Origin of the sequence: Pseudomonas sp. F01002 (genome assembly GCF_004402115.1) — a bacterium.
Taxonomy (GTDB): domain Bacteria; phylum Pseudomonadota; class Gammaproteobacteria; order Pseudomonadales; family Pseudomonadaceae; genus Aquipseudomonas; species Aquipseudomonas frigoris.
In genome coordinates, this window is record NZ_SOPU01000032.1 from 106,131 (window position 1) to 130,542 (window position 24,412).

20 protein-coding genes are annotated in these 24,412 nt (G+C 58.4%); 13 read left to right on the plus strand and 7 right to left on the minus strand.

Annotated features, from left to right (window positions below):
• Positions 1-135: 135 nt before the first annotated feature.
• The 4 genes from E3W21_RS25885 to E3W21_RS25900 all read left to right on the plus strand — a co-directional run bounded on the left by E3W21_RS25885 (position 136) and on the right by E3W21_RS25900 (position 3,689).
• Positions 136-624, plus strand: a complete 489-nt coding sequence (locus E3W21_RS25885) for a DUF3015 domain-containing protein (RefSeq protein WP_129441070.1) — start codon at positions 136-138, stop codon at positions 622-624.
• Positions 625-844: 220 nt separating this feature from the next.
• Complete coding sequence (locus tag E3W21_RS25890) at positions 845-2,698, plus strand: DUF4105 domain-containing protein (protein ID WP_134422348.1); 1,854 nt, start codon at positions 845-847, stop codon at positions 2,696-2,698.
• Positions 2,699-2,781: 83 nt separating this feature from the next.
• The gene (locus E3W21_RS25895) at positions 2,782-3,138 is read left to right on the plus strand and encodes a hypothetical protein (protein WP_129441066.1); all 357 of its coding nucleotides are present in this window, start codon (positions 2,782-2,784) and stop codon (positions 3,136-3,138) included.
• Positions 3,139-3,194: 56 nt separating this feature from the next.
• The gene (locus E3W21_RS25900) at positions 3,195-3,689 is read left to right on the plus strand and encodes a GreA/GreB family elongation factor (RefSeq protein WP_134422350.1); all 495 of its coding nucleotides are present in this window, start codon (positions 3,195-3,197) and stop codon (positions 3,687-3,689) included.
• Positions 3,690-3,901: 212 nt separating this feature from the next.
• Here E3W21_RS25900 and ettA read toward each other — a convergent pair whose 3' ends face one another.
• Positions 3,902-5,566: an energy-dependent translational throttle protein EttA gene (gene ettA, locus E3W21_RS25905; RefSeq protein WP_059402021.1), complete on the minus strand. Its 1,665-nt coding sequence runs from the start codon at positions 5,564-5,566 to the stop codon at positions 3,902-3,904.
• A gap of 285 nt (positions 5,567-5,851) precedes the next feature.
• Here ettA and E3W21_RS25910 point away from each other — a divergent pair, with 285 nt between their 5' ends.
• The 5 genes from E3W21_RS25910 to E3W21_RS25935 all read left to right on the plus strand — a co-directional run bounded on the left by E3W21_RS25910 (position 5,852) and on the right by E3W21_RS25935 (position 14,342).
• Positions 5,852-9,709 carry a bifunctional diguanylate cyclase/phosphodiesterase gene (locus E3W21_RS25910; RefSeq protein WP_134422352.1) on the plus strand — a complete coding sequence of 1,286 codons (3,858 nt, stop codon included), beginning with the start codon at positions 5,852-5,854 and terminating at the stop codon, positions 9,707-9,709.
• Between the two features lie 222 nt (positions 9,710-9,931).
• Positions 9,932-11,185: a serine hydroxymethyltransferase gene (gene glyA / locus E3W21_RS25915; RefSeq protein ID WP_123367763.1), complete on the plus strand. Its 1,254-nt coding sequence runs from the start codon at positions 9,932-9,934 to the stop codon at positions 11,183-11,185.
• 356 nt (positions 11,186-11,541) lie between these two features.
• Positions 11,542-12,855: a C4-dicarboxylate transporter DctA gene (locus E3W21_RS25925; protein ID WP_134422356.1), complete on the plus strand. Its 1,314-nt coding sequence runs from the start codon at positions 11,542-11,544 to the stop codon at positions 12,853-12,855.
• 67 nt (positions 12,856-12,922) lie between these two features.
• On the plus strand, positions 12,923-13,627 hold the full coding sequence (locus E3W21_RS25930) for a FadR/GntR family transcriptional regulator (RefSeq protein ID WP_008154237.1): 705 nt from the start codon (positions 12,923-12,925) through the stop codon (positions 13,625-13,627).
• 25 nt (positions 13,628-13,652) lie between these two features.
• Positions 13,653-14,342, plus strand: a complete 690-nt coding sequence (locus E3W21_RS25935) for a GntR family transcriptional regulator (protein ID WP_134422358.1) — start codon at positions 13,653-13,655, stop codon at positions 14,340-14,342.
• 118 nt (positions 14,343-14,460) lie between these two features.
• On the opposite strand, the gene yjiA is transcribed toward E3W21_RS25935, so the two are convergent.
• The 3 genes from yjiA to E3W21_RS25955 all read right to left on the minus strand — a co-directional run bounded on the left by yjiA (position 14,461) and on the right by E3W21_RS25955 (position 17,872).
• Positions 14,461-15,432, minus strand: coding sequence for a GTPase (gene yjiA / locus E3W21_RS25940; RefSeq protein ID WP_134422360.1), 972 nt, complete (start codon positions 15,430-15,432; stop codon positions 14,461-14,463).
• Positions 15,433-15,593: 161 nt separating this feature from the next.
• Complete coding sequence (locus E3W21_RS25950) at positions 15,594-15,791, minus strand: YbdD/YjiX family protein (RefSeq protein WP_008154232.1); 198 nt, start codon at positions 15,789-15,791, stop codon at positions 15,594-15,596.
• Positions 15,792-15,805: 14 nt separating this feature from the next.
• On the minus strand, positions 15,806-17,872 hold the full coding sequence (locus E3W21_RS25955) for a carbon starvation CstA family protein (RefSeq protein ID WP_134422362.1): 2,067 nt from the start codon (positions 17,870-17,872) through the stop codon (positions 15,806-15,808).
• Between the two features lie 158 nt (positions 17,873-18,030).
• Here E3W21_RS25955 and E3W21_RS25960 point away from each other — a divergent pair, with 158 nt between their 5' ends.
• Positions 18,031-18,399, plus strand: coding sequence for a PilZ domain-containing protein (locus tag E3W21_RS25960; protein ID WP_134422364.1), 369 nt, complete (start codon positions 18,031-18,033; stop codon positions 18,397-18,399).
• Positions 18,400-18,529: 130 nt separating this feature from the next.
• Here E3W21_RS25960 and radA read toward each other — a convergent pair whose 3' ends face one another.
• Positions 18,530-19,897, minus strand: a complete 1,368-nt coding sequence (radA, locus tag E3W21_RS25970) for a DNA repair protein RadA (RefSeq protein WP_134422366.1) — start codon at positions 19,895-19,897, stop codon at positions 18,530-18,532.
• 672 nt (positions 19,898-20,569) lie between these two features.
• Here radA and mscL point away from each other — a divergent pair.
• Positions 20,570-20,995 carry a large-conductance mechanosensitive channel protein MscL gene (gene mscL, locus E3W21_RS25975; RefSeq protein WP_134422368.1) on the plus strand — a complete coding sequence of 142 codons (426 nt, stop codon included), beginning with the start codon at positions 20,570-20,572 and terminating at the stop codon, positions 20,993-20,995.
• Between the two features lie 34 nt (positions 20,996-21,029).
• Here mscL and E3W21_RS25980 read toward each other — a convergent pair whose 3' ends face one another.
• Positions 21,030-21,806, minus strand: coding sequence for a ferredoxin--NADP reductase (locus tag E3W21_RS25980; RefSeq protein ID WP_134422370.1), 777 nt, complete (start codon positions 21,804-21,806; stop codon positions 21,030-21,032).
• Positions 21,807-22,152: 346 nt separating this feature from the next.
• Between E3W21_RS25980 and E3W21_RS25985 the strand changes: the two genes are divergently transcribed.
• Both E3W21_RS25985 and E3W21_RS25990 read left to right on the plus strand, forming a co-directional pair.
• Complete coding sequence (locus E3W21_RS25985; RefSeq protein ID WP_129441047.1) at positions 22,153-22,884, plus strand: autoinducer binding domain-containing protein; 732 nt, start codon at positions 22,153-22,155, stop codon at positions 22,882-22,884.
• Positions 22,885-23,059: 175 nt separating this feature from the next.
• Positions 23,060-24,184, plus strand: coding sequence for a methyltransferase (locus E3W21_RS25990; RefSeq protein WP_134422372.1), 1,125 nt, complete (start codon positions 23,060-23,062; stop codon positions 24,182-24,184).
• A gap of 11 nt (positions 24,185-24,195) precedes the next feature.
• Here E3W21_RS25990 and E3W21_RS25995 read toward each other — a convergent pair whose 3' ends face one another.
• Positions 24,196-24,366 (minus strand): DUF2474 domain-containing protein, encoded by a 171-nt coding sequence (locus E3W21_RS25995; protein WP_082555883.1) that lies wholly within the window; start codon positions 24,364-24,366, stop codon positions 24,196-24,198.
• Positions 24,367-24,412: the final 46 nt, after the last annotated feature.

Sequence of the window (24,412 nt, forward strand, 5' to 3'; positions counted from 1 at the left end):
GTTTTGCAAAAAATCACGGAACCCCGGGATCGTGCCTAAACTCCAAACTGCGCGGCTGGATTAATAACTGGCCCACTGGCGCCGGATTGGGCCAGACCCCTTGTCCATTGGTATGCACATAAAGAGAACAAAGCTATGAAACGGATTCTTCTCGGTACTCTCTTCACCGCTGTATCCCTCAATGCCATGGCTCAGGCGCCAGGCGGCCCGGATTGCGGTTGGGGCAACATGCTGTTCGAAGGTCAGCGTGGCACCCCGGCTCACTTCCTGGCATCCACCACCAACGGCACTTCCGGCAACGCAACCTTCGGTATGACCTCCGGTACCAACGGTTGCGCGACTAATGCGTCGCTGACCTATGGCGGCAAATCCTGGATTGCCATGAATGGCATGATGAACGAGCTGTCTGAAGACATGGCCAAGGGTCAGGGCGAAGCGCTGACCACTTACGCCGTGGTACTGGGCGTGGCGCCGGAAGACCGTGCGCATTTCGCCGCCGTCACTCATGAGCACTTCCAGCAGATATTCAGCAAGGCTGACGTGACCGCTGACGACGTGCATACCAACACCCTGGCCGTTCTGAAGAGCGATCCGCGTCTGGCCAAATACGCCACTCAAGCTTAAGCTCGACCCGCCCGCTCCTTTCGGGGAGCGGGCTTTATTTTTTGGACCTGCCCCTCTTTGGGTAATGTCATTCAACTGTAGGAGCTGTCGAGTGAAACGAGGCTGCGATCTTTGCTTTTAAAGATCAAAGGATCGCAGCCTCGTTTCACTCGACAGCTCCTACAGACAAATGGCATCAACCGCGCTGGGTCTTTGTTTCTTTCGACTTAAGTTGCCCACTATGCTCAAACGCCTTGCCTGGCTGGCGCTCTGTGTCTGCGCCCCGCTGTCTGCCACGCCCAAAATCGACAATCAACGTTTGCAGCAATTGGCCAATGACCCCTTCTGGATTTCCCTGGGTCACTACGAAACCGCCAAACTCGGCGGCTGGCGCAGCTATGTCAGCGACAAGAAATTCTTCCTCGCCGCCGACGGCAATGAACATCCTGACCGCGAGCTGGCGGCGACCGTGCAAGCGCTCTACGCCCCGGCCAGTGCTGGCGAAAAACATGCGCAATGCGTCTACCCGGCCCGCACCCGCTGGCTCAAGGCACAGCTCAACCTGACCGATCTGCCGACGCTTCCCTGCACTGAATTCAAGCAATGGTTCAAGGATGTTTCGCCCCACAGTGCGGTGATGATTTTCCCGGCAGCGTATCTGAACAGTCCGTCATCGATGTTCGGCCACACATTGCTGCGCATCGACCAGGCCAATGTACAGAGCGATCAAACCGCCCTGCTCAGCTATGCGATCAATTTCGGCGCATACATCGAAGGCTCGGACAACAGCATCCTGTATGCCTGGAAAGGCTTGATGGGCGGCTATCCTGGTCTGTTTGCCCTGGTGCCTTATCAGGAAAAACTTTCGGAGTACCGCAGTCTCGAGAACCGTGATCTGTGGGAGTACCGCCTTAATCTGACCCAGGCAGAAACCGAGCGCATGGTCGAGCACGTCTGGGAGCTCAAGCAGATCCAGTTCGACTATTTCTTCTTCGACGAAAACTGCTCCTATCGTCTGCTGGAACTGCTGCAAGTCGCCCGCCCGAGCCTGCGATTGACCGAACAGTTCCCGCTGACCGCGATTCCTACGGACACCGTCAAAGCGGTAAAAGAAGCCGGACTGGTGGAATCCATTCAGTATCGACCGTCTCGCGAACGTGAACTGTTGAGCCGCGCCGAGCCGTTGACCAATGAAGAACAGGAGTGGGTGCTGAAAGTCAGCGCCGACCAGAAGCAGTTACAGGAACCGGCGTTCAAGGCTCAACCCGAGGATCGTCAGGCGTTGATCATCGACGCCGCCTATCGCCTGGAGCGCTACCGCGCCAACGGCCAGGAACGCGATCCGCAACGGGCGCAGCGCAGTTTCGAATTGCTGCGGGCGATCAACCAGAATCCGGCACCGGAACTGGACATCCCGCAACCCGGCCTGCCTGAGGATGGCCATGAATCGCGCACCTGGCAGGCCGGCATCGGCACTCGGGGCGACAAGGCCTTTGGCGAGTATGGCTTGCGCATGGCTTATCACGACCTCAACGACAACGCCGAGAGCTTCCCCCTCGGCGCGCAGATTGAAATCCTGCAAATGAAACTGCGCCAGTACGAAGGCAATCACTGGCAGTTGCAGCAATTGGACCTGGCGACCATCCGTTCCCTGACCCCGCGCAATGAATTGCTGCAACCACTCTCGTGGCAAGTCACCGGCGGCCTGGAGCGTGTGCCGGGCAAGCATGACGACGAAACCCTGGTCAGCCACGTCAATGGCGGTGGCGGCGGGACTTGGCAACTGGGCGACGACATGCTCGGCTTTGCTTTGGGCACCGTGCGCGTTGAGCACAACAACGACTTTGCCGGTTTCATCGCGCCGGCGGCAGGTTTCAACAGCGGCGTGCTGTGGAAAAACCCGCTGGGCAACTTCAGCCTGGAGGCCAAGGGCGACTTCTTCACCAATGGCGAAGTGCGCCGTAGCGTGAGTCTGAATCAACAGTGGGAATTGTCTCGTAACCTGGGTTTACGCCTGAGTGCCCAGCGCGAATTCAGCCACCTGGCTTCGCCCGAGAATGAAGTGATGCTTGAAGTGAAGTGGTATCACTATTGATCTTTTGATCTTTCTTTCACATCCCGCTCACGAATCCACTCCTAGACTTCTCCTATAGGCCGTTGACGGTCTGGGAGTCTGAGATGTGGCGTTGCGTGGGCGTGGCGGGGTTGCTGATGTTGATCGCGGGTTGCCAGACGACCCACGAGGATTTGATCGCCAAGGGTTATCCACCGGCATTCGCCGATGGCTTCGATGACGGTTGCAGCAGTGGCCGGCAAGCGGCGGGGGCAATCACCGGAGAGTTTCGTAAAAACGTTCCGCGTTACCTCAAGGACAAGCAGTACGCCGAGGGCTGGAGCGATGGCTTCCGTCAGTGTCAGGCGATGCGCGAAAGCGAGGATCGTGAGGATTATCGCAGCCACCATTGGGACGAGCGCGAAAAGGCCTGGCAGCAGCAGAAGGATCAGGACGCCGCTCGTGCTTTTCGCTCGCAATAAGTCGCCCGCAGACATCTGCCGAAACTAAAAGCCTGCGACCATGGCGGGAGAAAACCATGAGTCGCGCCTTCGTCAATGAAGATAACGCCGCCGCGCAAGCCGATCAGCCCGTCGAACGGCAAGTCAGTGCGCAGCCCAATTACGTCACCCCAGCCGGACTCGCCCAACTTCAGGCGAAACTTGCCGACGTGCAAAACCTGCTCAATGAACAGAGTGCCAAAGGTGAACTGGCCGACAAACAGCGCCAGGCCGACCTTGAGCGTGACTGGCGGTATTTCAATCAACGACTGCAAAGCGCTCAGTTAGTCGTCCCGGCCTCTTCGTCTGACAAAGCACAGATTGGCGCCTGGGTGACGTTTGCCGATGAACAGGGCAACGAGCAGCGTGTGCAGTTGGTCGGCGAGGATCAGGCGGATGCTGCCAGTGGGTTGATCAACTGGGGTTCGCCTTTGGGTCGGGCGTTACTCGGGGCGCAGGTCGGGGATGAAGTGCTGTGGAAGCGGCCGGCGGGGGATTTGGTGATTGAGGTTTTGGGCATAGAAATTGGGTGAGCTTGAAGGCGCCATCGTCGAAACGCCGCCCGGAGCAAGCTCGCTCCCACAGTAGATCTCCATTGGATTGAAGATTTTCGGCCTACATAAATCCATGTGGGAGCGAGCTTGCTCCAGGCGGCGTTCCGACGATGGCCGCGCTGTGGCCTATCTGAAACCCCATAAAAAAACGGAGCCCGAAGGCTCCGTTCTTTCATGCAACCAACCTGAAATCAGGCCAGTTTCTTGTGCCGTACACGATGCGGCTGAGTCGCGGCTTCGCCCAGGCGTTTGCGGCGATCGGCTTCGTACTCGGTGTAGTTACCTTCGAAGAACACCGCTTGCGAGTCGTCTTCGTACGCCAGGATGTGAGTAGCGACGCGGTCAAGGAACCACCGATCGTGAGAGATCACAATGGCAGCGCCCGGGAAGTCCAGCAGGGCTTCTTCCAGGGAACGCAGGGTTTCAACGTCGAGGTCGTTGGACGGTTCGTCGAGCAGCAGGACGTTGCCGCCCTCTTTCAGGGTCAGGGCCAGGTGCAAGCGACCGCGCTCACCACCGGACAGGTCCTTGACGAACTTCTGCTGATCGCCGCCCTTGAAGTTGAAGCGACCGACGTAGGTACGCGACGGAATCTCGTAGTTGCCGATACGGATCTGATCCGAGCCGTCGGAGATTTGCTGGAACACAGTCTTGCTGCCGTCCAGGTCTTCGCGGCTCTGATCGACGCACGCCAGTTGCACGGTTTCGCCGACTTCGATGCTGCCCGAATCCGGTGTTTCCTTGCCCATCAGCATGCGGAACAGGGTCGATTTACCGGCACCGTTACCGCCGATCACGCCAACGATGGCGCCTTTAGGCATGGAGAACGACAGGTTGTCGATCAGCACGCGATCGCCATAACCCTTGGAAACGTTCTTGAATTCGATGACCTTGTCGCCCAGGCGTGGACCGGCCGGGATGTAGATCTCGTTGGTTTCGCTGCGCTTCTGGAATTCCTGCGATTGCATTTCTTCGAAGCGTTGCAGACGAGCCTTGGATTTGGACTGGCGGGCCTTGGCGCCTTTGCGCACCCACTCCAGTTCTTCCTTCATGGCTTTTTCGTGGGCCGACTGCTGCTTGGATTCGGCAGCCAGACGATCGGACTTGGCTTCGAGCCAACCCGAATAGTTGCCCTCGTACGGGATACCGGCGCCACGGTCAAGCTCGAGGATCCAGCCGGCAACGTTGTCCAGGAAGTAACGGTCGTGCGTGATCGCGACCACGGTGCCCGGGAAATCGTGCAGGAAGTGCTCCAGCCAGGCGACGGAATCGGCGTCCAGGTGGTTGGTTGGTTCGTCGAGCAGCAGCATGTCGGGTGCGGACAGCAGCAGGCGGCACAGGGCCACACGACGCTTCTCACCACCGGACAGGAATTCGACCTTGGCATCCCAGGCCGGCAGACGCAGCGCATCGGCGGCGACTTCCAGTTGGCGATCCAGGTTGTGGCCGTCACTGGCTTGCAGGATGGCTTCGAGCTTGGCTTGTTCAGCGGCCAGTTTGTCGAAGTCGGCATCTTCATCAGCGTAAGCCGCGTAGACCTCGTCCAGGCGAGCCTGGGCGTTCTTGATCACGCTGACCGCTTCCTCAACCACTTCACGCACGGTCTTGGTCGGGTCCAGGATCGGTTCTTGCGGCAGGTAGCCGATGTTCAGGTCCGGCATCGGACGGGCTTCGCCGTCGAACTCGGTGTCGACGCCCGCCATGATTTTCAACAGCGTGGATTTACCCGAACCGTTAAGGCCGAGTACGCCAATCTTGGCGCCCGGGAAGAACGACAGCGAAATGTTTTTCAGGATTTCCCGCTTCGGCGGAACAACTTTACCCAGCCGATGCATGGTGAATACGTATTGAGCCATGGAGAACCTAGGGTCAGTGAACGATGAATGATTGGGGCGCGGGCGATGCCCGGCCAGGCCGTGCGCGTCGTCCGATTGATGGGTATCAATGCGTGCGCGCTGAAAAAGCCAAATTCTAGGAGCTGGAACGCTCCCGCGTAACCGGCAAAGCTACCTGATTGACGGAAGGCAGTCCAGCCGAGCGGGACTGGCACTTTGCCACAACTCAGGGCATGCTAGCCGCCCTCCGGGCGTCCGGCTTATAGTGCACGTCGCGCCAGTCCAGCCAAACCGCAGGATTACAGTTTGTCTAATGTCTCCCCACCTTCTTCCGTGAGCGCACTCAATCCTGCGACCGGCTCACCCCTGCGTGGCTCCTTGAAGGGCGCGCTGGCGGCGCTCGTTCTGTTGCTGCTCGCGCTGCTGTTCTGGCAGTTGCTGGATCAGCTTCGCGAAACCCAGAAAAACCAGCGTCAGTACACCATCGACTACACCGCTGATCTGGCCTCGCAAGTCAGCCTGAACATGGCGCTCAACGCCCAGATCGCCCTCAACCTGCTACCGATCGTCGAACAACCGCAAAGCGCCGACGAACAGCAGGCGCTGTTGCGCAAACTGCAAAAATCCTTGCCCGACCTGCGCAGCCTCGCGTTACTCAGCCCCTCCGGCAAAGTCCTCAACGACAGTGCCGACGACAGCGACGACAGCGACGACGCCGAGTACCTGAGCGAACTGGTCCGGCGCAGTCACGCCCAGGCCCATTATTTCAGCAATGCCAATGACGGTTCGGTGGTGCATCTGCTGCTGCATCAAGCCAGCGGTAGCACCCGCGGCTACTGGGTTCTGCGCCTGACGCCGACATTTTTCTCGTCGCTGACCAAACCAAACGAAGCGGGTATCCGCCCGCTGTGGCTGGTAGAAAACCGCTTCAATCACCAAGTCATCAGTCGCGAAGAGTCACTACCCTTGGCCAAGTCGGGTGAACTGACCGAGGACGATGTTGCCAACAGCGTGTTGACAGTGCCCCTGAGCAACAGCGACTGGCAACTGCGCGGGTTGTTCGACCGGCAACGGGTGATCGAACAGCTGCTGCCGGCGTTCATCGGCAAATGCCTTCTGGGCCTGGCGTTCTCGCTCCTGCCGTTCATCGCCCTGTTGAACATGCGCCGCCGCCAACGCCAGGTGCACGAAGGCCGTCGACGCTACCAGGATATTTTCGAAGGCACCGGCGTTGCCTTGTGTGTACTCGACGTGTCCGGGCTCAAAAGCTTCTTCGACAAGGCTCAGCTGCACAGCAGCGAACACCTGAAGGCCTGGCTCGAGACTCCGGAACAACGCCAGCACCTGCTGCAGGAACTGCGCATCACTGAAGTCAACCTGGTCGCCCTGCAACTGCTCAACGTCAACACGTGCGATCAAGCCTGGAAACTGCTGATCGACGGTAACCCGCAGGACGGCACCGCCATCGGCACTCAAGTGCTCGACGCGGTGCTCAACCAGCAGAAACAGCTTGAACTGGAAATCAAACTGCAAGACGCCAATGGCCGCGACCAGCACTTGTGGCTGGTCCTGCGTCTGCCGGAAGACCAGGACGACTATAAAGCGGTGATCCTGAGCATCACCGACATCACGAGCCGCAAGCTCGTCGAACTGTCGCTGTTGGAGCGCGAAGGATTCTGGTCCGACGTGGTACGCACCGTGCCGGATCATCTGTACGTGCAGGACGTGATCAGCCAGCGAATGATTTTCAGCAACCACCACCTGGGCCAGACGCTCGGTTACAACCGCACCGAACTGCACCAGATGGGCGAGTATTTCTGGGAAATTCTGCTGCACCCCGAAGATGCGGACTTCTACCACCGCTCGCGCCAAACCCAGCGCCAGGCCGGTTACAGACAATTGATGCAATGCCAGCTGCGCTTCCGCCACCGGGACGGCAAATGGCGGCGTTTCGACATCCGCGAACAGGCGCTGGCGCGGGACAAGCATGATCAGGTCACGCGGATCATCGGCGTGGCCAAGGACATCACCGATCAGATCGAAGCCAGTGAGTCCCTGCGCGACAGCGAGCAGCGTTACCGGATGCTCGCCGAAAGCATCAGCGATGTGATTTTCTCAACCGACAGCAAGTTGGCGCTCAACTACGTCAGCCCGTCGGTGCAAGCTGTGCTGGGCTACGACGCCGACTGGATTTTCCAGAACGGCTGGCAATCAACCATCGCCAACCCGCAACAGCTGACCGGTATTTACAACCTGATGGACCGGGTCAGCAAAGCGCTGAACAAACCCGACCAACTGGCGCTGTTGCGCAGTCAGGTGCAGACCCAGCTGTTTTTGTTCGACTGCCTGCGGGCCGACGGGCGCAAGATCCCTATCGAACTGCGGCTGGTGCTGGTCTGGGACGAACACGGTGCGTTCGAAGGCGTGCTGGGCGTCGGTCGTGACATCAGCCAGCAACGCCGGGCCGAAAAAGACCTGCGCATGGCCGCAACCGTATTTGAGCACTCGACTTCTGCGATCCTGATTACCGACCCGGCCGGCTACATCGTCCAGGCCAACGAAGCCTTCAGCCGTGTCAGCGGTTATGCGGTGGAGCAGGTGCTCGACCAGTTACCGAACATGCTGACCGTCGACGATCAGCAGGAAGCCCATCTGCGTTACGTGCTCAAGCAATTGCATCAGCACAGCACGTGGGAAGGCGAAGTCTGGCTCAAGCGCCGCAATGGCGAGCATTACCCGGCCTGGGTCGGGATCACGGCGGTGCTGGATGACGAAGGCGACCTGGCCAGCTACGTGTGCTTCTTCAGCGACATCAGCGAACGCAAGGCCAGTGAGCAGCGGATTCACCGCCTCGCCTATTACGACGCCCTGACCCACCTGCCCAACCGCACACTGTTCCAGGATCGCCTGCACACGGCGCTGCAATCGGCCGAACGGCAGAAGTCCTGGGTCGTGCTGATGTTCCTCGACCTGGACCGCTTCAAACCGATCAACGACTCCCTGGGCCACGCCGCCGGCGATCGCATGCTCAAGGAAATGGCCACGCGCCTGCTCGGCTGTGTCGATGATGACGACACCGTGGCGCGCATGGGCGGCGATGAATTCACCTTGCTGCTGCAACCGCGGGCCAACCGTGAAATTGCCTTGAACCGGGCGATTCATGTGGCCGAACAGATTCTCGCCAGCCTGGTGAAACCGTTCGTGCTTGAAGGCCGCGAGTTCTTCGTCACCGCCAGTATCGGCATCGCCCTGAGCCCTCAGGACGGTAACGAACTCAGCCAGCTGATGAAAAACGCCGACACCGCGATGTATCACGCCAAGGAGCGTGGCAAGAACAACTTCCAGTTCTATCAGGCCGATATGAACGCCAGCGCCCTGGAGCGTCTGGAGCTGGAAAGCGACTTACGACACGCCCTGGAGCAGGACGAGTTCGTGTTGTACTACCAACCGCAGTTCAGCGGCGATGGCAAACGCCTGACCGGCGCCGAAGCCTTGCTGCGCTGGCGCCATCCGCGACGCGGTCTGGTGCCGCCGGGAGACTTCATACCGGTGCTCGAAGAGCTCGGGCTGGTGGTGGATGTCGGCGACTGGGTAATCAGTGAGGCCTGCCGTCAGCTCAAGACCTGGCATCAAGCCAAGGTCCGGGTGCCGAAGGTGTCGGTGAACATTTCGGCCCGGCAATTCTCCGACGGCCAACTCGGGACGCGGATCGCCACCATCCTCAAGGAAACCGGCCTGCCGCCGGCGTGCCTGGAGCTGGAGCTGACCGAAAGTATCCTGATGCGCGAAGTCAGCGAAGCGATGCAGATTCTCGCCGGGCTGAAAAATCTCGGCCTGAGCATTGCGGTCGACGACTTCGGCACCGGTTACTCATCGCTCAACTACCTCAAGCAGTTCCCCATCGACGTGCTGAAAATCGACCGCACCTTCGTCGACGGCCTGCCGTCGGGTGAGCAGGATGCGCAGATTGCCCGCGCGATCATTGCCATGGCCCACAGTCTCAATCTGGCGGTGATCGCCGAGGGCGTGGAAACACACGAGCAACTCGACTTCCTGCGTGAGCATGGTTGCGATGAGGTTCAGGGGTATCTGTTCGGCCGGCCGATGCCGGCGAACCGGTTTGAGGCGCAGTTCAGCAATGATGCGTTGTTCATGTTCGACTGAGACTTTGTAGTGATGCAGGCGGCCTCTTCGCGAGCAAGCCCGCTCCCACAGGGGAACGCATTCCAAATGTGGGAGCGGGCTTGCTCGCGAAGAGGCCCTTCCAGGCGCCACATATCTGGTCATGAAGCCCACTTGTCTGCGACATGATGTCCTTTCATATGCCATCTAAAACCCATTGGGTTAGAATGCCCCCCTTTTCTGCCCCGATCCTTGAGGACCGCCATGTTCAGCCGTGATTTGACTATTGCCAAGTACGACGCCGATCTCTTTGCCGCCATGGAGCAAGAAGCTCAGCGCCAGGAAGAGCACATTGAGCTGATCGCTTCGGAAAACTACACCAGCCCTGCGGTCATGGAAGCTCAAGGCTCGGTACTGACCAACAAGTACGCCGAAGGCTACCCGGGCAAGCGCTACTACGGTGGTTGCGAGTTCGTCGACGTGGTCGAGCAACTGGCCATCGACCGTGCAAAAGAACTGTTTGGCGCTGATTACGCCAACGTTCAGCCGCACGCCGGTTCGCAAGCCAACAGCGCCGTTTACCTGGCCCTGCTGCAAGCGGGCGACACCATCCTGGGCATGAGCCTGGCGCACGGCGGTCACCTGACCCACGGTGCCAGCGTTTCCTCCTCCGGCAAGCTGTACAACGCCGTTCAGTACGGTATCGACGGCAACGGCCTGATCGACTACGACGAAGTCGAGCGTCTGGCTGTTGAACACAAGCCGAAAATGATCGTGGCCGGTTTCTCTGCCTACTCGCAGATCCTGGACTTCCCGCGCTTTCGCGAGATCGCTGACAAAGTCGGCGCTTATCTCTTTGTTGATATGGCTCACGTTGCGGGGCTGGTCGCCGCTGGCGTCTACCCGAACCCGGTGCCTTTCGCTGACGTCGTGACCACCACCACGCACAAGACCCTGCGCGGTCCCCGTGGCGGCCTGATCCTGGCTCGCGCCAACGCCGACATCGAGAAGAAGCTCAACTCCGCGGTATTCCCGGGCGCCCAGGGTGGCCCGCTGGAGCACGTGATCGCCGCCAAAGCGATCTGCTTCAAGGAAGCACTGCAGCCTGAGTTCAAGACTTACCAGCAACAAGTGGTGAAGAACGCCAAGGCCATGGCCGGCGTGTTCATCGAGCGCGGTTTCGACGTGGTCTCGGGCGGTACTGAAAACCACCTGTTCCTGCTGTCGCTGATCAAGCAGGAAATCTCCGGTAAAGACGCCGACGCCGCTCTGGGCAAAGCGTTCATCACTGTGAACAAGAACTCCGTGCCAAACGATCCACGCTCCCCGTTCGTCACCTCCGGTCTGCGCTTCGGTACTCCGGCTGTGACCACTCGTGGCTTCAAGGAAGCAGAGTGCAAAGAGCTGGCCGGCTGGATCTGCGACATCCTGGCGGACCTGAACAACGAAGCGGTGATCGACGCCGTTCGTGAGAAGGTCAAGGCCATCTGCAAGAAGCTGCCGGTATACGGCGCCTAATCAGCCCGCAGAACCGCAGCAATGAAAAAACCGGTCAGTGATGGCCGGTTTTTTTATGCCTGAACGTTCATGACGACCGGTGTAGGTGCTGCCGAAGGCTGCGATCTTTTGATTTTAGCGTCCGACAGACCGATGAAGAGCAAGATCAAAAGATCGCAGCCTTCGGCAGCTCCTACGGAGGACCCGCACCACTGGTCAGACCGGTCATGCCAATTTTGCTATTTTTACTTGTCATCCTGAAAAAACCCAGCGTAGACTGCGCCTGCACTGGACATACCGGTAAGACCACAATAATTAAGTCCTGAATCTGATGCGCGAAGCGCACGGCAGCCAGGACACCGACCAGGATTCCTCCCATGCTCAGATGGTGCTCGCGCTCAATCTTCCTCCAAGTGGTTCTCGGACTGGTGCTCGGCATCGTCTGTGGGCTGGCCCTTCCTGAATACTCCGCCCAGCTCAAACCTCTCGGCGATGGATTCATCAAACTGATCAAGATGCTCATCGGTCTGATCGTGTTCTGCGTAGTGGTCAGCGGCATCAGCGGTGCCGGCGACCTGAAGAAGGTCGGACGCATCGGCCTGAAATCCGTGATCTACTTCGAAATCCTGACCACCATCGCTTTGGTGATCGGTCTGGTGTTCGCCTTCAGCACCGGCATCGGCAGCGGCGCGAACATTCATCTGGATCAGCTTTCCGCTGCCGACATGGGCGACATCGCTCAGCGCGGTCAGCACATGCAAACCACCTCCCAGTTCCTGATGAACCTGATCCCGACCTCGGTAATCGGCGCCTTCGCGGAGAACAACATTCTGCAAGTCCTGCTGTTTTCGGTGCTGTTCGGCAGTGCGCTGAACCTGGTGGGCGAAGCAGCATCGGGTATTTCCCGGCTGATCAATGAGCTGAGCCACGTGATCTTCCGCATCATGGGCATGATCGTGCGCCTGGCGCCGATCGGCGTGTTCGGCGCCATCGCTTTCACCACCAGCAAATATGGCCTGGATTCGCTGCAGCACCTGGGCAGCCTGGTCGGCCTGTTTTACCTGACCTGCGTGGCGTTTGTGACATTGATTCTCGGCCTGGTGATGCGCCTTTCGGGCCTGAAGATGTGGCCGCTGCTCAAGTCCCTGCGCGAAGAACTGCTGATCGTCATGGGCACCGCCTCCTCCGACGCCGTGCTGCCACAAATCATGCGCAAGCTTGAGCATCTGGGCATTGGCAGTTCGACGGTCGGGTTGGTCATTCCTACCGGTTACTCGTTCAACCTGGACGGTTTCTCGATCTACCTGACCCTCGCCATCGTGTTCATCGCCAATGCCACCGGCACGCCGCTGGCCATGACCGACCTGCTGACGATTCTGCTGGTGTCGTTGATCACCTCTAAAGGCGCCCACGGGATTCCCGGCTCGGCGCTGGTGATTCTAGCGGCAACACTGACGGCGATCCCGGCGATTCCGGTAGTTGGCCTGGTGCTGGTGTTGGCAGTGGACTGGTTCATGGGCATCGGCCGAGCGCTGACCAACCTGATCGGCAACTGCGTCGCCACCGTGGCCATCGCGCGCTGGGAAAAGGACATCGATATTCAACGGGCGAACAAAGTACTTTCTGGCCAGGTGGGTTATACCTTCCAGCCGAGAAAGCCTGTCGGCCCGGCACATCAGCAGGAATTCTGAATAATCGCCGTGCCTGCCCACGGGCAGGCACGGTCATCAATCATTTTGGATGCTCATGGAGCGAACAGTGATCACCTCGTCAACCGTCGTCAATTCAGTCGTAGAGAAACTTCGGGCCGCTTTGGCCCGTGGTCAGTGGCGCTCCGGCGAGATGCTGCCGGGGCAGCGTGAGCTGGCCGAACAACTGGGCATCAGCCGCCCGAGCCTGCGTGAAGCGGTCATCGTGCTGGAAACTCTCGGCCTGGTGCGCTCCATGCCGGGTAAAGGCGTGGTGGTGCTGGAGGCCAATCTCAGCGACAGCCAAAGCCACGACAGCGCAGTCGCCGGTGCGAGCCTGGAAGACGTGTTGCAACTGCGCTACACCCTCGAGCCGTTCATTGTCGGCCTGGTGGCGCAGTCGATCAGCAGCAAGGAAGTCGGGCAACTGCGCCTGACCCTGATGGACATGCGCGAAGCACTGGAAGCCAACGACAGTGAAGCCGGCGTGAACGCCTACATCGCCTTCCACGAAGAACTGTTCACGCTGACGTCGAACCCGATTTTCCAGAGTGTGGTGCAACAGACCAGCAACGCCCTCAAGCAAAGCGCCGACGTGCTGCGCAACTCCCCGGAGCATTTGGCTGAGCGCCTTGAGGAGAACGAAGCCGTGGTGCGCGCTATTCGCAGCAAAAACAGCGCCCAGGCCAGCGCCGAGATGCGTCGGCACATCCTTCGGGAAGGCCAGCGGATGGGCATCGAATTGAATATTCCGGACGACAACCTCGTCAGTTGAGTCCGCTTCGAACTGGAGACAAGCCATGAACAGCTTCGCCTCACCGCAAACACTCACTGCCCTGCCATTCCCGCACCGGGAGGATGATCTCTATTCGCAGATCTTCGACGCTATTCTCGAACAGCGCATTGATGCGGCCAGTCGCTTTACTGAAGAAAGCCTGGCGCAGATGTTCAACGCTCGACGGAGTGACGTTCGCGGCGTACTGACGCGACTGTCCCATCAGCAGATCATCGTCCTTCGGGTCAACCATCGTCCGCGCGTCGCCGCGCTCGATAGCGAACAGACCCGGCAAACACTGCATGCACGGCGGCTGACCGAAATCACCTTGGTGCGGTTGGCCTGTCAGCGACCATGTCCGCAAGACTTGAAACACCTGCGTGCCTTGATCGACAGCGAGCGCCTGAGTGCAGAGCGTGGCCCGGCGATTCGGTTATCGGGGGATTTCCACTTGCACTTGGCTGAAATGGCGGGGAATGCCCCGTTGGCGCATTTTCTTGGCAGTTTGGTACCGCTGATATCGTTAGCGATTGCGCAGTTTGATGCGCTGGTGGAGGATTATTGCGTGTGGCAGGTGCACCAAGGAATTCTGGAGGCTGTGGAGCGTGGGGATGCCAAGAAGGCCGAGACATTGCTAAACCAGCACCTGGATTTTCTTGAAGAGACTTTACTGAACGCAGGACCGGTTCTGAGCCAGAATCGTGCTGCCGTTTAGATCGCCTTCGCGAGCAAGCCCGCTCCCACATTTGAAATGCATTTCCCTGTGGGAGCGGCGGTGCGACGATTCGACTTGCTCGCGAAAGCGCACTCAAGTGCACTGATAATCTCTGACTTTATTCAGCCGCCACTCGGGCAAACCCCTCACGGATTTTCTCTTCCGGCAAATCATCGGCAATGAACACGATCACGCTTTCGCGCGTTTCATCGTCGGCCCACTCCGTGTCCCAATCGAATCCGTATAACTTCAACACGCCCTGAAACACCATGCGCCGTGGCTCGCCAAGGATGTTCAACACGCCTTTGTAGCGCAGCAATTGCTTGCCATGATGTTCCAGCAGTTCGTTCATGAACTCGCTGAGTTTGTCGATATCCAGCGGCTTGTCGGTGCGCAGCACCAGACTCGAAATGCGGTCGATGGACGGCGCTTTGCTCACCGGGCGCAGGCTGACGCCGCCGCCAAGGTCGGCATTGAGATTGAAACCGCGCACGTCGAGCAATTCGGCCAGATCGATCTTGCCGTGCTCGACCACGCGGATCGGTGCGCGACGGTTGATCCGGGTCAGGCGCTCGCTCAGCGCAGTAAAGGTCGCCTCGTCCACCAGATCGCGCTTGCTCACCAGCAAGCGGTCGGCGAAACCGATTTGCGCCTGGGCGATGGTTTGAGTCAGGTGAGTGTCGGCGTGCGCCGCATCGACCAGGGTGATGATGCCGTCGAGGATGTAGCGCTCGCGCAGCTCTTCATCGATGAAGAACGTTTGCGCCACCGGTGCCGGATCGGCCAGGCCAGTGCATTCGATCACCAGACGATCGAAGGCGATTTCGCCGCTGTCCAGGCGCTCGAGCAGCAAGTACAAAGCCTTGGTCAGGTCGGTGTGAATGGTGCAGCAAACGCAGCCGTTGGACAGCGTCATCACTTGCACCGGTTCGTCGCCCAACAGTTGGGTGTCGATACCGGCGTCGCTGAATTCGTTCTCGATCACGGCGATTTTCAGGCCGTGTTCGGCTTTGAGCAGGTAGCGCAACAGCGTGGTTTTTCCCGCGCCGAGAAAGCCACTGAGGATCGTGACTGGGATGGGAGAGGACAACTGGAGTCTCCTGTTTCACAAAATTAGAAAGCAACACAAAACAAATGTGGGAGCGGGCTTGCTCGCGAAAGCGGTGTGTCATTCAACGTTAATGTCGACTGACACGACCTCTTCGCGAGCAAGCCCGCTCCCACAGGGATTGCATCAGCCAGGCTGTTGCATCAACAGCACTTCGGCCCACCCTTGCCACCGTAACGAGCTTCCTGGCGTTCCCGGAAGAACATCTCGTAGGTCATCACCGGTTTGTCCGGGTGTTTGGTTTGCATATGCTCGACGTAATTGTCGTAGTCGGGCATCCCGACCATCAGGCGCGCGGCCTGACCGAGGTATTTACCGAGGCGACTCAGGTCATTGAACATGCTGCAATCCTCGATTACGCATCCGGCAGCGCCTGGAATGGCGCTTCTTTATCCGTACGTTCTTTGCTGCCCCAGGCGGAAATACCGACCTTGAGCGCATAGAACAGGATACTGAATACCACGAACAGGAACAGCGCCGTCAGCGTTGCGTTGGTGTAGGCGTTGAAGATCACGTGCTGCATCTGCGTAATGTCCTTGGCCGGCGCGAGGATCTGACCGTTGGCCAGCGCATCGCTGTACTTCTTGGCCAGCGACAGGAAGCCGATCGCCGGGTTGGCATCGAACAGCTTGATGAAGCCGGCGGTGGTGGTGCAGATCAGCAGCCACACGGCGGGCAGCATGGTGACCCAGACGTAGCGCTGGCGTTTCATTTTGATCAGCACAACGGTGCCAAGCATCAGTGCGATACCGGCGAGCATCTGGTTGGAGATACCGAACAACGGCCACAAGGTGTTGATGCCACCCAGCGGATCGATCACGCCCTGGTACAGCAACCAACCCCACATCGCCACGCAACCGGCGGTTGCGATCAGGTTGGCGGTCCAGGATTCAGTGCGTTTCAGCGCTGGCACGAAGGAACCGAGCAAGTCCTGCAGCATGAAACGGCCGGCACGGGTACCGGCATCCACAGCCGTCAGGATGAACAGCGCTTCGAACAGGATCGCGAAGTGGTACCAGAACGCCATGGTGTTTTCACCCGGCAGGACACTGTGCAGGATCTGCGCGATACCAACCGCCAGGGTCGGCGCACCGCCGGCGCGGGCCAGCACGGTGGTTTCACCAATGTCCTTGGCCACCGCTAGCAGGGCTTCTGGCGTAATCGCGAAACCCCAGCTGCTGACGGTTTGTGCCACGGCCACTACGTCACCGCCGACGATCGCCGCCGGGCTGTTCATGGCGAAATACACGCCTGGCTCGATCACCGAAGCAGCAACCATGGCCATGATGGCCACGAAGGATTCCATCAGCATGCCGCCGTAACCGATGTAACGGGCATGGCTTTCGCTGGCCAACAGTTTCGGTGTGGTCCCGGAAGCGATCAGCGCATGGAACCCGGACACTGCACCGCAGGCAATGGTGATGAACAGGAACGGGAACAGACCGCCCTTCCACACCGGGCCAGTGCCGTCGATGAACTGGGTCAGCGCCGGCATTTTCAGCTCGGGCATGGTGATCAGGATGCCGATCGCCAACGCCACGATGGTGCCGATTTTCAGGAACGTCGACAGGTAGTCACGCGGCGCCAGAATCAGCCAGACCGGTAACGAGGCGGCCACGAAACCGTAACCGACCAGCATCCACGTAATCTGCACGCCAGTGAAGCTGAACGCCTTGGCCCAGACCGGATCAGCGGCAATCTGCCCGCCCAGCCAAATCGAACCCAGCAGCAATAGCACACCGACGATGGAGATTTCACCGATGCGGCCCGGGCGGATGTAGCGCATGTAGATGCCCATGAACATCGCGATCGGGATAGTCGCCATCACCGTGAAAATACCCCACGGGCTTTCAGCCAGGGCCTTGACCACGATCAGCGCCAGCACCGCGAGGATGATGATCATGATCAGGAAGCAGCCAAACAGCGCGATGGTCCCGGGGATGCGGCCCATTTCTTCACGGACTATGTCGCCCAGGGAACGACCGTTGCGGCGGGTGGACATGAACAGAACCATGAAGTCCTGAACGGCACCGGCCAGCACCACGCCGGCAATCAGCCACAGCGTACCGGGCAGGTAACCCATCTGCGCCGCCAGGACCGGACCGACCAGCGGCCCCGCGCCAGCGATGGCCGCGAAGTGGTGGCCGAAGAGGATATGTTTGTTGGTCGGCACGTAGTCCAGACCATCATTGTTGAGCACGGCGGGGGTGGCCCGTCGTGGGTCGAGCTGCATCACCTTGGTGGCGATGAACAGACTGTAGTAACGATACGCAACCAGATAGATGGCCACGGCGGCGACCACAATCCACAAGGCGTTGATCGCCTCGCCACGGCGCAATGCCACTACACCTAGGGCGCACGCCCCCAGGATTGCCAGCAGCAGCCAGGGTAGGTGGCGTAGCAGGCTATTATTATTTTTCATTTTATGATTCCAGCCAGGGTGGACAAGAAAGACAGCCATCTCGAGTTTAGCGCTAACGGCTGCAAAGGCCATCCCCCGACATGGGTTGAGCCATCACTTTGCTGGCAGCCTTTGACAATGCGGGTCTATAGTCAGCGAACATTTACGAGGATTGCGCCATGAGCGAGCACCCTGCCGATCGCCGCCGCTTCAAACGTATTGCGTTCGATGCCCGAACCGAGCTGAGCCAAGGTGAATTCGTCTGGCCGGTGAAGTTGATCGACCTGTCACTGAAGGGCCTGTTGATCGAAAAGCCCGAACCGTGGCTGGGGAATCGGGAGTGGCATTTCCTGGTCGATATTCATCTCAACGAGGACGTCGAGATCAAGATGGATGTGATGTTGACCCACGATGACCATGGCCAGCTCGGTTTTGTCTGCAAACACATCAGCCTGGAATCCATCGAGCGTTTGCGGCGGTTGATCGAACTCAACCTGGGCGACCCCGAGGAACTGGAGCGCGAGCTGGGAGCGCTGATCGAAGTCTGATGACTGGCACCATTTCAATGTGGGAGCGGGCTTGCTCGCGAAGGCGGTGTGTCAGACAACATCATTACTGAATGTCAGTCCGACTTCGCGAGCAAGCCCGCTCCCACAAGGAATGCATTTCACCCTGTTGCTATTCGAACAACGCGTCCAGCGCCTGTTCCAGACGTGTTACGGCAACAATCTGCAACCCCGGCGGCGCTTCTTTAGGCGCATTGCCTTTGGGCACGATGGCGCGTTTGAAGCCGTGCTTGGCGGCTTCTTTCAACCGTTCCTGGCCACTCGGCACCGGGCGTACTTCGCCGGAAAGCCCGACTTCGCCGAATACCAGCAGATCATGAGGCAGTGGCCGGTTGCGCAAACTTGACATGACCGCCGCCATCAGCGCCAGATCGGAGGCTGTTTCCAGCACCTTCACCCCGCCAACCACGTTGAGAAACACATCCTGATCGTGGGTCGGAATGCCGCCGTGACGGTGCAGCACCGCCAGCAACATCGCCAGACGATTCTGGTCCAGACCCAGCGTTACCCGACGTGGATTGGCCAGGTGACTGTCGTCCACCAGCGCCTGGACTTCCACCAGCATCGGCCGCGTCCCTTCCCACGTCGCCATGACCACACTGCCCGGCACTTCTTCTTGCGCACGGGTGAGAAAAATCGCCGAAGGGTTGGAGACTTCTTTCAGCCCCTTGTCGGTCATACCGAATACGCCCAGTTCGTTGACGGCGCCGAAACGATTCTTCACCGCCCGCAGCAAACGCAAGCGCCCATCGGATTCGCCTTCGAAATACAGCACCGTGTCGACCATGTGCTCCAGCACCCGCGGCCCAGCCAATGCACCTTCTTTCGTCACGTGACCGACCAGGAAAATGGCCGTGCCGCTCTGCTTGGCATAGCGCACCAGCAATGCAGCGCTTTCCCTGACCTGGGACACGCCGCCCGGCGCCGATTGCAGTTGCTCGGTGAAGATCGTCTGAATCGAGTCGATCACCATCACCTTGGGTTTTTCCTGCCGGGCGGTGGCGATGATGGTTTCGATGCAGGTTTCGGTCATCACCCGCAGTTGATCCTGAGGCAAGCCGAGACGGCGGGCGCGCATGGCGACTTGCTGCTGGGATTCTTCGCCGGTGACGTACAGCGCCGGCATGACTTTGGCGAGGTTGCACAAGGTTTGCAGCAGAATGGTCGATTTGCCGATGCCCGGATCACCGCCGATCAGCACCACCGAGCCGTCTACCAGACCACCGCCCAGCACCCGATCGAGCTCGCTGGAAGCTGTGGAAAAACGCGGGATTTCTTCGACGCTGACTTCGGCCAGGGTTTTGATTTGTGCCTGTTGACCGGTCCAGCCGGTGCGACCGCTGGGGGCTGCGGCACCACCGCTCTCCACCATGGTTTCGGTCAGGGTGTTCCAGGCCCCGCACTCACCGCACTGGCCAGCCCACTTGGGGAAGGTTGAGCCGCACTCGGTGCAGCCATACATGCGCTTGGCCTTGGCCATCTGAGCTCCCGGCAAAAACCGCGATGATAGCTCAGCTGGTGCGGATCAGCGCGGCTGAAGTTACCCAGCGGATCTTCAGTAGCAACTTGTTTAGCCCCTGGAATATATTCACCGCATCACTAATCATAAAAACTTGTACAACTTCCACCCCGACATATCCAACCAAATACTAGTCTTGCCTAGTAAAACAAAAATCGAAACCTGTACAAGTCTTAGCCATTTAAAACCCGAACGTACAACCCAACTATTAAGCCAACCTTATAATATGAACAGCCAAGCCAATGGCAATATAATGGCCTTCTGAAATTTAGCACAGCTAATTTGTTTGAGGAGCAAGTCTTTATACCCTGCAAACCAATCATATAAAAACTTCATGTACTGCATATTGCCTTGCATCAATCCAGTGATGCGAATACCCCTACTCTCTATAGTTTTATCCTGCACCTCCCTCCACTCGGCAGAGGCGAGTGATCGACGGATAAAATGTTCAGCGGGCGCGCTGAAGGCCTTAGTCCAAAGCGGCTATCCCGAGCAGAGTGATGGCAATTTCAAACTTTCTACCGCTGAGAAGGTCGGTAGCAGGCAAGCTCTGTAAGCAGGTGTTTCGAGCAGGATGCATCATGCTGATTTACACTGCGCTCACCAACCTCATCTGTAACAAGGAAATAACCTATGGGCGTGATAACTGAGTTCAAGGCCTTCGCGGTCAAAGGTAACGTGGTCGACATGGCCGTCGGTATTATCATCGGCGCCGCCTTCGGCAAGATCGTTTCATCATTTGTCGGCGACGTGGTGATGCCACCCATTGGCCTGCTGATCGGGGGGGTGGACTTCAGTGACCTGGCCGTCACGCTCAAAGCAGCCAACGGAGATATCCCGGCGGTAGTGATGGCGTACGGCAAATTCATCCAGAGCCTGATTGACTTCATCATCGTCGCCTTCGCGATCTTCATGGGCGTCAAAGCCATCAACCGCCTGAAACGCGAAGAGGCCGTTGCGCCAACGCTGCCGCCGGTTCCGACCAAGGAAGAAGAGCTGCTGGAAGAGATCCGCGATCTGCTCAAGGCTCAGAACAATCGGCCCTCAACAGGTCAGTAAAACAAGCGACGGCGCCCTTGAGACGCCGTTTTTTTTACCAGTAGTTTTCCACCGCCACTTGCCCGGGTCGTCGACTGAGGCTCAAGTGCATGTGGCGCTGTTTGAGCAATTTGCGCGTGTCATCGATCATCTGCGGATTGCCGCAGAGCATGACCCTTGAGTACTCGGCCGTCAGCGCCACGCCTGCCGCCCGCTCCAGCTCGCCATTTTCGATCAACGCAGTGATCCGGCCACTCAGCGCGCCATGATGCTGCTCGCGAGTGACGGTGGTGATGAACTGTAGCTTGTGCGCAAACTCCGCTAAATAGTCGCGCTGCGCCAACCCGCTGATGAGTTCCTGATAAGCCAGTTCCCGGGCTTCGCGCACGCTGTAGACCAGGACGATTCGTTCGAATTTCTCCCAGACCTCGAAGTCCTGCAGGATCGACAGAAACGGCGCCAGGCCGGTGCCTGTGGATAACAACCAGAGATCACGGCCGTCGACAAAGCGATCCAGCGTCAGGTAACCAAAGGCCTGACGTTCGACCAGCAGCTTATCGCCGACGCCCAGCCGACTCAGCTCACTGGTGAACTCCCCCCCAGGCACCACAATGGAAAAGAATTCGAGGAACTCGTCATAGGGCGACGACACCATGGAATAGGCCCGCCATACGGTGCTGCCGTCAGCCTTGGTAACGCCCAGCCGGGCGAATTGCCCTGCACGAAAACGAAAACCCGGATCCCGGGTGGTCCGCAGGGTAAACAGACTGGGGGTCAGCGACTGGACGTCGAGCAAGGTCTGGCGAGTGAATTTTTCTGCACTGGCGGTCATGGGGTGCTCCATTCAACAGATAGCCACAGTGTCCCGCAAAGCGGAGGGCTTAAACACCGGTGATTTGTAGTGGCTTTAGCCAGGGACTCATTCGCATTAATTTCATAGTACGACTTAACATTAACCACCCAGTTAACACACAAATCCAAAGCTGATTATTGTAAGCACGACATTTCGTTATCTATGCCAGTACTCCCTAAACGTTAGAACCAGATACTTGTTTAAAAATCGTAAACAAAGCCAAAAATTCTCAACACATACACAGGAAACATCCTACACTCGGTTCGTGCCGGATCTTGGATCCAAAAACGGCACCCCCAAGGAACGCCACACATGGAGAGACACTATGGAGAGGTGGAAGGAATCACAACTCAACCAATTATCGCGGGCAACGGAGATTGATATTGCCTACCGGATTTCACTGGGTTTCGCGAAAAATATAGGTTTTAAATTTTTCGCCTTTTCAACAACATACCCAACAAAAACTGACCACTTTAATACAGTCCAGCTCAACAACTACCCTACGGACTGGAACATTGAATATGAACAAAAAAATTTCAGCGCAATAGACCCAGTAGTGGCTCACTGCAATCACTCCAGATTGCCTGTCCTATGGAGCGAAGAACTTTTTTCCAAGACCCCGTGCTTGTGGGATGCGCTTGAGAAACAAGGATTGCAGCACGGCTGGTCACAATCGGTCCATGACGAGGACAGTGGTGTTTCCAGCATTCTGAGCCTGGCCAGAAGCCATTGCCCGATCACTGCGTTTGAACTGTATGAAAATCTCGGTTTTTCAGTGTTCATCGGGCGCCATCTGCATGCGTTGGTCACACAAACGCTGCCGAGGAAATCGACGAAGCCACCCGTGCCGCATTTGTCCCCCCGCGAGATCGACGTATTGAAACTGGCGGCTGACGGCAAGACTGCGTATGAGAGTGCCAGAATCCTTAACCTCAGCGCACGCACGGTCAATTTTCATGTGCAAAGCGCCATTCTGAAGCTCGGGGTCAATAACAAGATTTCGGCAGTCATCGCCGCAACCAAGGACGGTATTCTCAACAGCAGCGCGATACGCTGACCCAAAAAACCTGCAAGTAATCCAAAAGAAAAAAACGTACCATTTGCGGTCCTTCTTGAGTGATGACGTGTGAACCTTCACGACGCAGTACACTCGGACGGTCTCGCCCGCTACAACGCCCTTGGGCCGCGGGACACCTGTTGATGACCCCGTTGATTACCCAGAGCCCCGCCTCATGCCCTTGCTCGAAACACCCTTCGCCCGACTCGACCTGATCCGCCAGCCCGAGCAGCAGAACGAACCGTTGCAGGCGTTTGATGCCGCAGACGAATACCTGCTCACCCATCTGGCTGACCAACAGCCCACGGCCGACACTCGGGTTTTGGTGCTCAACGACAGCTTTGGCGCATTGGCCGCCAGCCTTGTGGGCAAGGTTCAAGTGACCAGCAGCGGTGACTCGTTCCTGGCCTTTCAGGGACTGGAAAAAAATCTGATCCGTAACGGCCAGGTATTTGATGCAGTGCCAAGCGTACCTGCCAGTGAAGCCTTTTCAGGCCCCTTTGACCGGGTACTGATCCGGGTGCCAAAAACCCTCTCCTTGCTGGAAGAACAATTGATTCGTTTGCAGGGTCAACTGGCGCCGGGGGCTCAGGTGATTGCTGCGGCGATGATCAAGCATTTGCCCCGCGCCGCGGGCGATCTGCTGGAACGCTACATCGGCCCGGTGCAAGCCTCGTTGGCGGTGAAGAAGGCTCGGCTATTGATCGCGACCGCTGAGGTCAAAGCACCCGTCGTGTCCCCCTACCCGACCCGTTATCGACTCGACGCCCCTGATATCGAACTGCTCAATCACGCCAATGTGTTCTGCCGCGAAGGGCTGGATATCGGCACGCGAGCGTTTTTGCCGCACCTGCCAAAGAACCTCGGCTCAGCGCGGGTTGCCGACCTCGGTTGCGGCAACGGGGTGTTGGCCATCGCCAGCGCCCTGCAAAACCCCGAGGCTCACTACACCCTCGTGGACGAGTCGTTCATGGCCGTGCAATCAGCAGCCGAAAACTGGCGCGCGGCGCTGGGTGACCGGGAAGTGGTTGTACGTGCCGGCGATGGGTTGGCGGGTCAGGAACCTCAGTCGCTGGACGTCGTGCTGTGCAACCCGCCGTTTCACCAACAACAAGTCGTCGGCGACTTCCTGGCCTGGCGCATGTTCCAGCAGGCCCGAGAGTCTCTGGTGGTAGGCGGCGCGTTGTACATCGTCGGCAACCGTCATCTGGGGTATCACAGCAAGCTCGCGCGGCTGTTCCGCGGCGTCGAGCAAGTGGCGGCCACACCTAAATTCGTGATCCTTAAAGCCCGCAAATAAGGGGCAAAAAATCAGTGGGTCGTCAGGCCCGCGGCATTCATGAACATGCGCATCAGGCTGGCCACGATGAACAGCGCCACAACGCTGCCGGTCCAGATCATCGCCAGCCAGCCGAGGCGCTGCCAGAGCGGCTTTTTCTCTGCTGCTTCGATTTCCTGCAAGGAATGTTTACCCGCCTTCATCGCAATCTCCTCTGAAGAAATGGCGCAGGTCTCAGCCCAGCGCCAT